General features: G+C 59.5%; 10 protein-coding genes. 9 read left to right on the forward strand and 1 reads right to left on the reverse strand.

From position 1 onward, the window contains the following. Positions 1-2: 2 nt before the first annotated feature. Positions 3-2,648, reverse strand: coding sequence for a pyruvate dehydrogenase (acetyl-transferring), homodimeric type (gene aceE / locus CJF39_RS01855; RefSeq protein WP_094991902.1), 2,646 nt, complete (start codon positions 2,646-2,648; stop codon positions 3-5). 383 nt (positions 2,649-3,031) lie between these two features. Between aceE and glnE the strand changes: the two genes are divergently transcribed. The 9 genes from glnE to CJF39_RS01900 all read left to right on the forward strand — a co-directional run bounded on the left by glnE (position 3,032) and on the right by CJF39_RS01900 (position 14,137). Next, complete coding sequence (gene glnE, locus CJF39_RS01860; protein ID WP_094991903.1) at positions 3,032-6,004, forward strand: bifunctional [glutamate--ammonia ligase]-adenylyl-L-tyrosine phosphorylase/[glutamate--ammonia-ligase] adenylyltransferase; 2,973 nt, start codon at positions 3,032-3,034, stop codon at positions 6,002-6,004. Positions 6,005-6,088: 84 nt separating this feature from the next. After that, on the forward strand, positions 6,089-7,012 hold the full coding sequence (locus tag CJF39_RS01865) for a branched-chain amino acid transaminase (RefSeq protein WP_047273066.1): 924 nt from the start codon (positions 6,089-6,091) through the stop codon (positions 7,010-7,012). 155 nt (positions 7,013-7,167) lie between these two features. After that, on the forward strand, positions 7,168-8,202 hold the full coding sequence (gene waaF / locus CJF39_RS01870) for a lipopolysaccharide heptosyltransferase II (protein WP_094991904.1): 1,035 nt from the start codon (positions 7,168-7,170) through the stop codon (positions 8,200-8,202). Next, on the forward strand, positions 8,203-9,264 hold the full coding sequence (gene waaC, locus CJF39_RS01875) for a lipopolysaccharide heptosyltransferase I (RefSeq protein ID WP_094991905.1): 1,062 nt from the start codon (positions 8,203-8,205) through the stop codon (positions 9,262-9,264). After that, a complete protein-coding gene (locus CJF39_RS01880) occupies positions 9,264-10,385 on the forward strand; it encodes a glycosyltransferase family 4 protein (RefSeq protein WP_094991906.1) in 1,122 nt (373 codons plus the stop codon). The genes waaC and CJF39_RS01880 overlap by 1 nt, the downstream gene beginning before the upstream one ends. After that, positions 10,385-11,191: a lipopolysaccharide core heptose(I) kinase RfaP gene (rfaP, locus tag CJF39_RS01885; protein ID WP_094991907.1), complete on the forward strand. Its 807-nt coding sequence runs from the start codon at positions 10,385-10,387 to the stop codon at positions 11,189-11,191. The genes CJF39_RS01880 and rfaP overlap by 1 nt, the downstream gene beginning before the upstream one ends. Continuing rightward, positions 11,191-11,925 carry a lipopolysaccharide kinase InaA family protein gene (locus CJF39_RS01890; RefSeq protein WP_094991908.1) on the forward strand — a complete coding sequence of 245 codons (735 nt, stop codon included), beginning with the start codon at positions 11,191-11,193 and terminating at the stop codon, positions 11,923-11,925. The genes rfaP and CJF39_RS01890 overlap by 1 nt, the downstream gene beginning before the upstream one ends. Further along, the gene (locus tag CJF39_RS01895) at positions 11,922-12,674 is read left to right on the forward strand and encodes a lipopolysaccharide kinase InaA family protein (protein WP_094991909.1); all 753 of its coding nucleotides are present in this window, start codon (positions 11,922-11,924) and stop codon (positions 12,672-12,674) included. The genes CJF39_RS01890 and CJF39_RS01895 overlap by 4 nt, the downstream gene beginning before the upstream one ends. Further along, positions 12,674-14,137, forward strand: coding sequence for a lipopolysaccharide kinase InaA family protein (locus tag CJF39_RS01900; RefSeq protein WP_094991910.1), 1,464 nt, complete (start codon positions 12,674-12,676; stop codon positions 14,135-14,137). The genes CJF39_RS01895 and CJF39_RS01900 overlap by 1 nt, the downstream gene beginning before the upstream one ends. Positions 14,138-14,259: the final 122 nt, after the last annotated feature.

The raw sequence follows: 14,259 nt of genomic DNA on the forward strand, positions 1-14,259 counted from the left end.
CCTCAGCAGTCCAGTGGGTTGCGTTTTTCCGGGTTGATGCCGAACTTGACGATGGCTTCTGCTACCACCTTCGGTTCGATATCGCCACGGTCAGCCAGTGCTTCAAGGGCTGCCAACACCACGAAGTGACGGTCTACTTCAAAGAAGTGACGCAGTTTTTTGCGGCTGTCGCTGCGGCCGAAACCGTCAGTGCCCAGCACTTTGAATTCCTTGACCGGTACCCACTGGCGAATCTGTTCGGCGAACAGCTTCATGTAGTCAGTCGAAGCGATGACCGGACCTTTACGGCCGCTCAGGCACTCTTCAACGTAGCTGACCTGTGGCTTCTGACCAGGGTGCAAACGGTTGGCACGTTCAACGGCCAGGCCGTCGCGACGCAGTTCGTTGAAGCTGGTAACGCTCCACACGTCCGCACCGATGTTGAACTCGTCACGCAGGATCTTCGCAGCTTCACGCACTTCACGCAGGATGGTGCCGGAGCCCATCAGTTGAACGTGGTGAGCGGCTTCCCGGGTGTCTTCTTCCAGCAGGTACATACCTTTGACGATACCTTCCTCGACACCGGCCGGCATGGCTGGCTGCTGGTAGGACTCGTTCATCACGGTGATGTAGTAGAAGACGTCCTGTTGCTCTTCGGTCATCTTCTTCATGCCGTCCTGAATGATCACCGCCAGCTCATAGCCGTAGGTCGGATCGTAGGTGCGGCAGTTCGGGATGGTGGCAGCCAGGATGTGGCTGTGACCGTCTTCGTGTTGCAGGCCTTCACCGTTGAGCGTGGTGCGCCCGGCGGTGCCGCCGATCAGGAAGCCACGGGTGCGGCTGTCGCCAGCGGCCCAGGCCAGGTCGCCAATACGCTGGAAGCCGAACATCGAGTAGAAGATGTAGAACGGCAGCATTGGCTGGTTGTGGTTGGAGTACGAAGTACCGGCGGCGATGAAGGAGCTCATGGCGCCTGCTTCGTTGATGCCTTCTTCGAGGATCTGACCTTTCTTGTCTTCGCGGTAGAACATCACCTGGTCTTTATCGACGGGCTCGTAGAGCTGGCCGGCGGACGAGTAGATGCCCAACTGACGGAACATGCCTTCCATACCGAAGGTACGGGCTTCGTCCGGGATGATCGGCACGATGCGCTGGCCGATGTCCTTGTCCTTGACCAGCTGCGCCAAGATACGCACGAAGGCCATGGTGGTGGAGATTTCGCGGTCGCCGGAGCCGTCAAGGATGGCCTTGAGGGTGTCCAGTGGCGGGGTCGGAATGCTCATGCTCTTGGCGCGACGCTGTGGCACGAAACCGCCCAGTGCCGTGCGACGCTCGCTCAGGTAGCGGGCTTCAGCGCTGCCTTCTTCTGGTTTGAAGAACGGCAGGTTTTCGATTTCTTCGTCTTTGACCGGGATGTCGAAACGGTCGCGGAACAACTTCAGGCTGTCGACGTCGACTTTCTTGGTGTTGTGCGCCGTGTTTTTCGCTTCGCCCGCACCGGTGCCATAACCCTTGATGGTCTTGGCCAGGATGACGGTTGGCTGGTCTTTGTGGTTGACCGCTTCGTGGTACGCCGCGTAGACCTTGTACGGGTCGTGGCCGCCACGGTTGAGCTTCCAGATTTCGTCGTCGGACAGGTCTGCAACCATCGCCTTGAGTTCAGGCGTGTTGAAGAAGTGTTCACGCACGAATGCGCCGTCTTTGGCTTTGTAGTTCTGGTACTCGCCGTCGATGACTTCGTCCATGCGGCGTTGCAGGATGCCGTCGACGTCTTTGGCCAGCAGCGGGTCCCAGAAACGGCCCCAGATGACTTTGGTTACGTTCCACTGAGCACCGCGGAACACGCCTTCGAGTTCCTGAATGATTTTGCCGTTGCCGCGAACCGGGCCGTCGAGGCGCTGCAGGTTGCAGTTGATAACAAAAATCAGGTTGTCGAGGTTTTCACGGCCTGCCAGCGAGATGGCGCCCAGGGATTCCGGCTCGTCACACTCGCCATCGCCCAGGAAACACCAGACTTTCTGCTTGCCGGCCGGGATGTACCCGCGCGCTTCCAGGTACTTCATGAAGCGCGCCTGGTAGATCGCCTGAATCGGACCCAGACCCATGGAAACGGTCGGGAACTGCCAGAAGTCAGGCATCAGCCATGGGTGCGGGTAGGACGAGAGGCCCTGACCGTCGACTTCCTGGCGGAAGTTGTTCATCTGGTCTTCAGTGATGCGGCCTTCCATGAAGGCACGCGCGTAAACGCCCGGGGAGGTATGGCCCTGGAAGTAGATCAGGTCGCCGCCGTGTTCTTCGGTCGGGGCCTGGAAGAAGTAGTTGAAGCCGATGTCATACAGGGTTGCGCTGGAGGCGAAGCTGGAGATGTGACCGCCCAGGTCAGAATCTTTCAAGTTCGTGCGCATTACCATTGCCATGGCGTTCCAGCGAACCAACGAGCGAATGCGGCGTTCCATGAACAGGTCGCCAGGCATGCGTGCTTCGTGGGTAACGGGAATGGTGTTGCGGTATGGCGTTGTGATGGCGTACGGCAGCTGCGAACCGGTGCGAGTAGCGAGCTCACCCATACGGGTCATCAGATAGTGAGCACGGTCTTCGCCTTCTTTGTCGAGAACCGATTCCAGGGCGTCCAGCCATTCCTGGGTTTCGACGGGATCGAGGTCTTGCATGGCTTGCTCCAGGGCGGAAAGGCTTCCAGAATCGGTTGCCTGAGTTTGCGACTGGCCTTGTGGGCAGACGACATAAATTCTTGGATAGCCGGAAGTAGATTCCGGGGTTGTGTAGTTTTACTACAAATCGTTGGCCATTTCAGCCTTTCAAATGGGTGAGTCAGTAGTAAAACTACAGGATAGGCTTCAACGGCCACCTGTTTGGTTGTGCGAAAAATCGATACTGTTGGTGCGAAATTTAGATTTTTGCCTTCTGTGTGAAGGTTCTGTGCCAAGAAAAAAGAATTGTCAGCTATTTATAACCTTTGTTCGACAGTCGGATTAAACCGCTGTTTCTTCCTGTCACCGTACCCGGCAATCCCTTAGCCGATCAAGGATAGACCATGAGCCTTCCGTCGCTTGCCCCCATTCCCCCTCTTTTATTGCCCGTTGCTAAGCGTGCTGAACAGTCGTGGCGCGCTGCAGTGGCCGGGCTTGACAGTGGGCCAGGGCTGGAAGATTGGTCTGACGCGCGATGGGCAGCATTCAGTCGCGTCAGTGCGGCCAGCGACTTCTTTATTGAGCAGGCATTGCGTGACCCTGTGATGTTGCTGGAATTGGCGAGCTTCGGCGAACTGGACCGCAACTTCGCTCCCGGTGAGCTGTGCGGGCAAATTGCTGCTGCCGTGCAGCAGGCGCAAACCGATGAGGAGTTGGGCCGCGTATTGCGTCGCCAGCGCACGCGTCACCAAGTCCGCATCATCTGGCGCGACCTGACTCGCCAGGCGGATTTGATCGAAACCTGCCGCGACCTGTCGGACATGGCCGATGCTTGCATCGATCAGGCCTACCGCTGGCTGTACGAGCGTCACTGCCAGCAGTTCGGCACGCCGATCGGGCAGCGCAGCGGCGAGCCGCAGCCGATGGTAATTCTGGGCATGGGCAAGCTCGGGGCTGTGGAGCTGAACCTCTCATCGGACATCGACCTGATCTTCGCCTATCCCGAAGGCGGTGAAACGGTCGGGGCCAAGCGCCCGCTGGATAATCAGGAGTTCTTCATTCGTTTGGGGCAGCGGCTGATCAAAGCGCTGGACCCGATGACCGTCGACGGCTTCGTGTTCCGCGTCGACATGCGCTTGCGCCCGTATGGGTCGTCGGGGGCGTTGGTGCTGAGCTTCAATGCGCTGGAGCAGTATTACCAGGATCAGGGCCGCGACTGGGAGCGTTACGCAATGATCAAGGCCCGCGTGGTGGCGGGCGATCAAGTCATGGGCGCGCAATTGCTCGATCTGTTGCGCCCGTTCGTGTACCGGCGCTACCTCGATTTTTCTGCGATTGAAGCGCTGCGCACCATGAAACAGCTGATTCAGCAGGAAGTACGACGCAAAGGCATGGCCGACAACATCAAGCTGGGGGCGGGCGGGATTCGCGAAGTTGAATTCATTGCCCAAGCCTTCCAGTTGATTCACGGGGGGCGCGACCTGAGTTTGCAACAACGCCCGCTGCTGAAAGTGTTGAGCATTCTGGAGGGGCAGGGCTATTTGCCACCTGCGGTGGTCAGTGAACTGCGCGAGGGCTATGAATTTCTGCGCTACACCGAACACGCGATTCAGGCGATTGCCGATCGTCAGACCCAGATGCTGCCCGACAGCGAGCTGGATCAGGCGCGCATTGCTTTCATGATGGGGTTTACCAATTGGGCCGCCTTCCACACGCAACTCATGGCGTGGCGAGGGCGAATTGACTGGCATTTCCGTCAGGTGATTGCCGACCCGGACGATGAAGAAGACATCGATGAGGGTGAGTTGATTGTCGGCGGGGAGTGGTTGCCGCTGTGGGAAGAAGTTCAGGACGACGCAGCGGCGTGCGTTCAACTGGAAGAGGCCGGGTTTGTCGATGCGCCGAAAGCGCTGAAACAACTGGCCAGCCTGCGTTCAAGCCCGCAACTGCGCGCGATGCAGCGCTTGGGGCGTGAGCGTCTCGACGCGTTTATCCCGCGCTTGCTGGCCCAGGCGGTTGAGCATGCCAACCCGGACTTGGTCCTGGAGCGGGTGTTGCCGCTGGTGGAAGCCGTGGCCCGACGCTCGGCGTATCTGGTGCTGTTGACCGAAAACCCCGACGCCCTGCGCCGTCTGTTGACCTTGTGCGCGGCGAGCCCGTGGATTGCCGAGCAAATCACGCGTTTCCCGCTGCTGCTTGATGAATTGCTCAATGAAGGCCGTCTGTTCAAGCCGCCCCTGGCGCCGGAGCTGGCAGCGGAGTTGCGTGAGCGCCTGACGCGCATTCCCGAGGACGACCTTGAACAACAGATGGAAGCACTGCGTAACTTCAAGCTTGCGCACCGCTTGCGCGTGGCTGCGTCGGAAATCGCGGGCAGCCTGCCGTTGATGAAGGTCAGCGACTACCTGACCTGGCTGGCCGAAGCCATTCTGGAGCAAGTGCTGGCGCTGGCCTGGCGGCAGACGGTTGCCAAATACGGCACCCCGCAGCGTACCGACGGCAGTCTGTGCGACCCGGGCTTTATTATTGTCGGCTACGGAAAAGTGGGTGGGATCGAGCTGGGACACGGTTCGGATCTGGACCTTGTATTCATCCACGACGGTGACCCGAATGCCGATACCGACGGACCTAAACCCATCGACAGCGCCCAATTCTTTACTCGCCTGGGGCAGCGAATCATTCACTTGCTCACCGCGCAAACGACCTCTGGCCAGTTGTATGACGTCGATATGCGCTTGCGTCCGTCGGGCGCTTCCGGGTTGCTGGTCAGTTCGCTCGGAGCCTTTGAGCGGTATCAGGAAAATGAAGCCTGGACCTGGGAGCATCAAGCATTGGTACGGGCCCGTGTGCTGGTGGGCTGCAAGCAAGTGGGCAGCGCATTTGAGAAGGTGCGCGCCGGTGTGCTGGGCCGCGAACGGGACTTGCCCACGTTGCGTCAGGAGGTCAGCGAGATGCGGGCCAAGATGCGCGACAACCTTGGCACCCGCATGACCGCCGCCGGCCTGGGTGAAAATGCCTTCGAGGCCACGGTGCCGTTCGACCTCAAGCAGGACGCCGGAGGTATCGTCGATATTGAATTTATGGTGCAATACGCGACCCTTGCATGGGCGCGGGAGTACCCGCAGTTGCTTCGTTTCACCGATAACATCCGCATTCTGGAAGGGCTGGAGGAGGCCGGGTTGATACCCGCTGCCGATGCCAGCCTGTTGCGTGAGGCGTACAAGGCCTTTCGCGCGGTTGCCCACCGCCAGGCTTTGCAGAAGGAAGCCGGGGTGGTCACGGGCGATCAGTTTGTCGTCGAACGTCAGAACGTACGGCGCATTTGGTCTGAGCTGGGCCTGGGCCCGGTCAGCCAGAACACAGAGTTAAAGCTGTAAAACGTATCCGGCGGGCCCATAAGGTCCGTCCAATTTGCCTGTCGTCTCAAGGCGCAGGTGCTGGATTCTTTGAGGAGCGTAATGATGTCGATGGCTGATCGTGATGGTGTGATCTGGTATGACGGCAAGCTGGTGCCGTGGCGTGACGCGACAACCCACGTGCTGACCCATACCCTGCACTACGGCATGGGCGTGTTTGAAGGTGTGCGTGCCTACGAAACCCCGCAGGGCGCGGCGATTTTCCGCCTGCAGGCGCACACTGACCGCCTGTTCGATTCGGCCCACATCATGGGCATGAAGATCCCATTCAGCAAAGACGAAATCAACGAAGCGACCCGCGTAGCGGTGCGTGAAAACAACCTCGACAGCGCCTATATTCGCCCGATGGTGTTCTACGGATCTGAAGCCATGGGCCTGCGTGCCACCGGGCTGAAAGTCCACGTAATTATCGCGCCGTGGAGCTGGGGTGCCTACATGGGCGCCGAAGCACTGGAAGTCGGGATCAAGGTGCGTACCAGCTCCTTCACCCGTCACCATGTGAACATTTCCATGACCCGTGCCAAGGCCAACGGTCACTACATCAACTCGATGCTGGCCCTGCAGGAAGCGATTTCCGGCGGTGCCGATGAAGCGCTGTTGCTGGACCCGGAAGGTTTCGTGGCCGAAGGCTCGGGCGAGAACGTGTTTCTGGTCAAGGATGGTGTGATCTACACCCCGGACGTGACGGCGTGCCTCAACGGCATCACCCGCAGCACGATCCTGACCCTGGCCACCGAGCTGGGTTACAAATTTGTTGAAAAACGCATCACCCGCGACGAGGTGTACATCGCCGACGAAGCGTTCTTCACCGGCACCGCCGCTGAGGTGACGCCGATTCGTGAAGTCGACGGGCGTCAAATCGGGATCGGCCGCCGTGGCCCGATCACCGAAAAACTGCAAAAGGCTTACTTTGATCTGGTCACCGGCAAAACGTCGGCCCACGCCGAGTGGCGTACACTGGTCAAATAAAGCGAAATGGCATCACAGCGGGGAGGCGAAAGCCTGAGTCCCGCCAGTTAAGAAAAGGCTGTCCCTGCACGAGTGAGTTCGCTCACTCCTGCGGTTGATTGCGCTTGACTGGCGAGCATCAGGCGAATGCCTCCCTTGCTTGTTTATGGAAACTTATGAAAATTTTGATCGTTGGGCCCAGCTGGGTCGGTGACATGGTGATGGCGCAGACACTGTTCCAGTGCCTGAAACAGCGTCACCCGGAGTGCGAAATCGATGTGCTGGCCCCCGAGTGGAGCCGGCCGATACTCGAACGCATGCCTGAAGTTCGCCAGGCCTTGAGCTTCCCGCTCGGCCACGGCGCACTGGAACTGGCCACGCGGCGCAAGATCGGCAAGTCCCTCAAGGGTCAGTACGATCAGGCCATCTTGCTGCCCAATTCGCTGAAATCGGCGCTGGTGCCGTTTTTTGCCGCAATTGCCAAACGTACAGGCTGGCGCGGCGAATTTCGCTACGGCCTGCTGAACGATGTGCGCACGCTCGACAAAGAGCGCTATCCGCTGATGATCGAGCGTTTCATGGCGCTGGCGTATGAACCGGGCGTCGAATTGCCCACGCCGTACCCGCGGCCCTCTTTGCAGATCGACCCGCAAAGCCGCGATGCCGCGTTGAACAAATTCGGTCTGACCCTTGATCGCCCGGTGCTGGCGCTGTGCCCGGGCGCCGAATTTGGTGAGTCCAAACGCTGGCCGTCCGAGCACTACGCCAAAGTTGCCGAGCAGAAAATCCGTGAAGGCTGGCAAGTGTGGTTGTTCGGTTCGAAAAACGATCACGCGGTGGGCGAAGACATCCGCGCGCGCTTGATCCCCGGCTTGCGTGAAGAGGCGGTCAACCTCAGCGGCGACACATCGTTGGCCGAGGCGATTGATCTGCTGTCCTGCGCAGATTCGGTCGTGTCCAACGACTCGGGCCTGATGCACGTGGCGGCTGCGCTGAACCGCCCGCTGGTGGCGGTGTACGGCTCAACCTCGCCAGGTTTCACGCCCCCGCTCGCGGACAAGGTCGAGATCGTGCGCCTGGGGCTCGAATGCAGCCCGTGTTTTGAGCGCACCTGCCGTTTCGGTCATTACAACTGCCTGCGCGAACTGCTGCCGCAACTCGTCGTAGATGCCTTGCAGCGTTTGCAGGGCTCACCGGTCGAGGTTCACTAGGTGCGTGTTCTGTTGGTGAAAACCTCATCCCTTGGGGATGTGATTCATGCCTTGCCTGCGCTGACCGACGCCGCGCGAGCGATTCCGGGCATCACGTTTGACTGGGTGGTGGAAGAAGGTTTTGCCGAGATCCCGACCTGGCACCCGTCAGTGGGCAAAGTGATACCCGTGGCAATTCGCCGCTGGCGCAAAAATATCTGGGAAACCTTCAAAAGCGGTGAATGGCGACGTTTCAAGCAAAGCCTGCGCGCTGAAAAATACGATCTTGTCATCGACGCGCAGGGCTTGCTCAAAAGTGCGTGGCTGACGCGCTACGTCAAAGCACCGGTCGCGGGGCTTGATAGTGACTCGGCCCGTGAGCCTCTGGCCAGCCGCTTTTACCAGCGCCGCCTGGCTGTGGCCCGCGGCCAGCACGCCGTCGAACGGTTGCGTCAGTTGTTTGCTGTTGCGCTGGGCTACGACTTGCCCAAAGGCTTGGGCGATTACGGGCTGGATGTCGACCGGTTGGTCGAGTTGCCGCGTCAAAAGCCGTTTGTCCTGTTTCTGCACGGCACTACGTGGGACACCAAGCACTGGCCCGAAGTGTACTGGCGTGACCTGGCCATTCGCATGGGGCACTTGGGCGTTCAGGTGCGCTTGCCTTGGGGCAATCCGGTCGAGAAGGCCCGTGCGCAACGTATCGCCAGTGAGTTGCCCCACGTCGTCGTGCTGCCCAAGTTGAATCTGGCGGGCGTTGCCAAAGTGCTGGCCAGCGCCAGTGCCTGTGTGGCAGTGGACACGGGCCTCGGGCACCTGGCGGCGGCACTGGATGTGCCGACCATTTCCCTGTTCGGCCCGACAAATCCCGGTCTGACAGGCGCCTACGGCAAGGTGCAAATCCACCTCGCCAGCGATTTTCCGTGCGCCCCGTGCCTGCAGAAAAAATGCACGTACCAGCCGACTGCACAGGACCAGCAGCGGTTTGACCTGAAAGCCGAGTGGCCCTTGTGCTTCACTCGTTTGAACCCCGAGCGTGTTGCAAGTCGATTAAGCACGTTGTTACTGGCTGAGGAACTGCGCTGATGCAACTGGCTTTTGTCCTGTACAAATACTTTCCGTTTGGCGGTCTGCAGCGGGACTTTATGCGCATTGCGCTGGAGTGCCAGAAGCGCGGGCACCAGATCCGCGTCTACACCATGATCTGGGAAGGTGATATCCCGCCGGGTTTTGAAGTGCTGGTGGCGCCGGTCAAGGCGTTCTTCAATCACACGCGCAATGAAAAAATGCTCGCCTGGATGCAGGCCGATCTGGCCAAACGCCCGGTGGATCGTCTGATTGGCTTCAACAAAATGCCGGGGCTGGACGTGTATTACGCTGCCGACGGCTGTTTTGAAGACAAGGCGCAAAACCTGCGGCACTCGATGTACCGCTATTTCAAGCGCTACAGGCACTTTGCCGAGTACGAGCGTGCGGTGTTCGACAAGCAGGCCAAAACCGAAATCCTGATGATTTCCGAAGTCCAGCAACCCTTGTTCATCAAGCACTATGGCACCCCGATCGAGCGTTTCCATTTGCTGCCGCCGGGCATTGCGCTGGATCGCCGTGCGCCGCCGAATGCGGCCGACATTCGCGCGGATTTCCGGCGTGAATTCAAACTCGCGGACGATGATTTGCTGCTGGTGCAGATCGGCTCAGGCTTCAAGACCAAAGGCGTGGATCGCAGCCTTAAAGCGCTGGCAGCATTGCCCGCCGAGCTTAAAAAACGTACCCGATTGTTTGTAATCGGTCAGGACGACCCCAAAGTCTTTCAATTGCAAAGCGCCACATTGGGGCTGGGCGAGCATGTGCAGTTCATGAAAGGGCGCAGCGACATCCCGCGCTTTTTGTTGGGCGCGGACGTGCTGATTCACCCGGCCTACAACGAAAACACTGGCACCGTACTGCTTGAAGCGCTGGTGGCCGGCTTGCCGGTGCTGGTCAGCGCGGTATGCGGTTATGCCCACTACATTGCCGAAGCAGATGCCGGGCGTGTGCTGGACGAGCCGTTTGAGCAGGCGCAACTCAATGAGTACCTGACCCACATGTTGTCCGATGATGCTGCGCGCGCGGCCTGGAGCCAAAACGGCCTGGCCTTCGCGCAGACGGCCGACCTCTATAGCATGCCGCAGCACGCTGCGGATGTGATTCTGGCGGAGCAACACTGATGAAACTGATACTTGCCGAACCGTTCAAGCGCTTGTGGGCCGGACGCGATGCGTTCACCGAAGTCGAGCGTCTGGAAGGCGAGGTTTACCGCGAGCTGGAAGGCCGACGTACGTTGCGTACTGAGGTCGAAGGGCGTGGTTTCTTTGTAAAAATCCACCGTGGCATTGGCTGGGGCGAAGTGTTCAAAAATCTGCTGACCGCCAAGTTGCCAGTGCTCGGCGCAGGTCAGGAGTGGCGTGCCATCAGCCGTCTGCACGAGGTTGGCGTCCCCACCATGACTGCTGTGGCCTACGGCGAGAAAGGCAGTAACCCGGCCGCACAGCACTCGTTCATCATCACCGAAGAGCTGGCACCGACCGTCAGCCTCGAAGATTTCAGCCTCAACTGGGTCAAGCAACCGCCGCAGCCCTCGCTCAAACATGCGCTGATCGCTGAAGTGGCACGCATGACCGGCATGATGCATCGCGCTGGCGTTAACCACCGCGACTGTTATATCTGCCACTTTTTGCTGCACACCGATAAGCCGGTGACGGCGGATAATTTCCGTTTGTCGATCATCGACCTGCACCGTGCCCAAACCCGCCCGGTCATCAGCCGCCGCTGGCGTAACAAGGATCTGGCCGCCCTGTATTTCTCGGCGCTGGACATCGGTTTGACCCGGCGCGACAAATTGCGTTTTTTGCGCGGTTACTTCCAGATGCCATTGCGTCAGATTTTGCGTGATGAAGCTCGCCTGCTGGCCTGGCTGGAAGGCAAGGCAAAAAAACTCTACGAACGCAAAGTGCGTTATGGGGATGCACTCTAATGGCGGGCTGGAATCTGGACCCCGCTTACAGCGCGCTGGCCCGCGACTTCGGCACGCTGGACGCCGTGTTCGCCCTCAAGGGCGAGCACCTGACCCGCGACCCGCTGTCCGAGGTCATCCGTGTTCAACGTGAGGGCGTCAATTACTACGTCAAACGCTACACCGGTGCTGGCAAAGGGCTGCGTCGCTATTTGGGCCGCCCACGCGTGAAGTCCGAATGGCAAAACCTCAAGCGGTTTGCCAAGTGGGGCATTCCGACGGCTGACGTGGTGGCCTGGGGTCTTGAGCGTAAAGGCCTGGCTTACGACCGCGGCGCCATGATCACCCGCGAATTGCCCAACACCCGCGACTTGTCCGAGCTGGCAGACAACAACGATCCGCTGCTCAAAGATCGCGCGTGGGTAGACGGTGTCAGCCGCCAATTGGCGCGCTACACCAAAACCATGCACGACCACCGCTTTACCCATAACGATTTGAAATGGCGCAACTTGCTGATCGACGATCAGGCGCAGTTGTATTTGATCGACTGCCCCAACGGCGACTTCTGGCGCGGTTTCTGGCTCAAGTACCGCATCACTAAAGACTTGGCGTGCCTCGACAAAGTGGCCAAATACCACCTTTCGGCCACCCAGCGCCTGCGTTTTTATTTCCAATACACCGGACGCACGCGACTTACTGGGGCGGACAAGGAACGCGTCCGTCATATCGTGCGTTTTTTTGAGGGCCGGGAATGACTGATTTTGTGGCAGACGCTGATCGCGCACTGTTGGAGCGCCAGGGTCTGGCTGACTTCGACGCGTTATGGAACCTGCAACTCGAGGCCGTTGACGAGCCCAATACCAGCCGCGGCGGCTGGAGCAGCGTGTTTCGCATGGACCTCGACGGTCAGGGTTTTTACCTCAAGCGTCAGAGCAATTACCTGACCCGGACGTTGCATAGCCCGTTGGGTGAACCGAGTTTTGCCCGTGAATTTCGCAATATTCAACGCTATCAGCAGCTGGGTATTCCGGCGCTGGAAGCGGTGTTTTTTGGTGAGCGCAAAGTCGGCGGCGAGCGTCGGGCAATTCTGATGACCCGTGCGCTGGATGGTTGGAACGACCTCGACTCGCTGCTGGAGCAATGGACGCAACTGACGGCCGAACAGCGCCAGGCCATCTTGCAGGCGTGTGGTCAGTTGGCGCAGCGTCTGCATGCGGTGCGTCAGGTGCATGGTTGTTTTTATCCCAAGCACATCTTCTTGCAGCCCGATGGCCAGGCGTATCGCGCTCAGTTGATCGACCTGGAGAAAACCCGGCCTTTGCTGCTGGGCCAACGTGATCGGGTTAAAGACCTTGAGCCGTTATTACGCCGCGCTCAGGTCTGGACCGAGGCCGACGTGCGCGCGATGCTGGCGGCCTACCTCGACCAACCGCTGGACAGCGGTCTGGTCGACGCGTGGTATCAACGTCTGAATGTGCGCCGTCATCTAAAGGAGAACCGCTGATGCGTCTATCCGAACTGCAAAAAGCCGGGCGCGCCCCGGGTTTGCCGTTGAGTATTGAGCTGGCGGATGCGGCCGGGCCTGCGCAGTTGCAATTGCTCACGTTGTTGCGCGTTTTGCCGGGCCAGCGTTATGTCGGTGCAGGCGTATGGCGAGGTCGTACGGTGCTGGCCAAATTGATGGTAGGCAGCAAGGCTGCTCGCAACTTTGAGCGGGAGCTGGCGGGCGTCCGTGTGCTGGCCGAGCAAGGGCTGACGACGCCGTTGTTATTGGCAGACGGTTTGCAGGAAGGTGAGGGCGGCTGGCTGCTGTTTGAGTTTCTGGAGCACGCCGAGAGCCTGGGCGCTGCCTGGCGTGCCGTGCAGGACTTACCGGTGCTGGCGGACGAGCAACAAACCGTATTGGCACAAGCCCTTGAGGTCATTGGCCAGATGCACCTCAAAGGGGTCTGGCAGGAAGATCTTCATCTTGACAACCTGCTGCGTCAGAACGGCAAGCTGTATGTGATCGACGGTGGTGGCATTTGCGTCGAGACGGCGGGCAAGCCGCTGTCGCGGCAAAAAGTGCTGGAAAACCTCGGGGTGTTCTTTGCCCAGTTGCCCAAAAGCCTTGAGCCTTATATCGAGGAGTTGCTGGTGCATTACCTGCTCAGCAACGGTGAGCACGCCCTGCCGCTCGAAGCGTTACTCAAACAGGTCGAGAAAGTGCGCGCCTGGCGCCTGAATGACTTCCTCAACAAAGTGGGGCGCGATTGTTCGTTGTTCAACGTTCAGCGTGGGGCGATGGCCTTGCGCGCCGTACGACGTGGAGAAGAGTCCGCCATGCTGCCGGTGCTGGCCAGGGCGGATGCGTTGCTCGATCAGGGCCATCTTTACAAAACCGGCGGCGCAGCCAGTGTCGGCAAGGTCGAGGTGGACGGTCGCACGCTGGTGATCAAGCGTTACAACATCAAAGGCTTTGCCCATTGGCTCAAGCGTTTCTGGCGGCCGAGTCGTGCCTGGCACTCCTGGCGTGAAGGCAACCGGCTGGCATTCCTCGGGATCGCAACGCCCAAGCCGCTGGCGTTATTGGAAACCCGCTTTTTGTGGCTGCGTGGTAAGGCGTATCTGGTGACCGACTTCTTGCCCGGCCCTGACATCATTGAGCGTTTTGAGCCTTACGTCGACAGCGGCGACGCGCCAGAAGCCGAACTGCAGGCGCTGGATCACCTGTTCGCGGACTTGATCCGCGAGCGTATCAGCCACGGTGATTTGAAGGGTCACAATGTGTTTTGGCAAACAGAGCCGGCTCCCGGTCGTTGGGCGCTTATTGATCTCGACTCAATGTGCCAGCACCGTAGCGATGCCAGCTTTGCGCCGGCCTACGCCCGTGATCGGGCGCGGTTTATGCGCAACTGGCCAGCAGACAGCGCGCTGTATCAGGTAATCGACGGTCGCCTGCCCAAGAAACCGGGTGTCGAGTCATAACGCCCGGCCCTCGTATCGTCGTTGCCGAGGGGCGGGGAAGTGTGCGCTCTTTTGGCAGACGCTTCACAGACCTCGCCCTCGTCAATGAGGTCAGGCCGCAGCTGTGCAGACGGCGAGCGGGG

The sequence above is a fragment of the Pseudomonas lundensis genome, from assembly GCF_002269125.1.
GTDB lineage: Bacteria > Pseudomonadota > Gammaproteobacteria > Pseudomonadales > Pseudomonadaceae > Aquipseudomonas > Aquipseudomonas lundensis_A.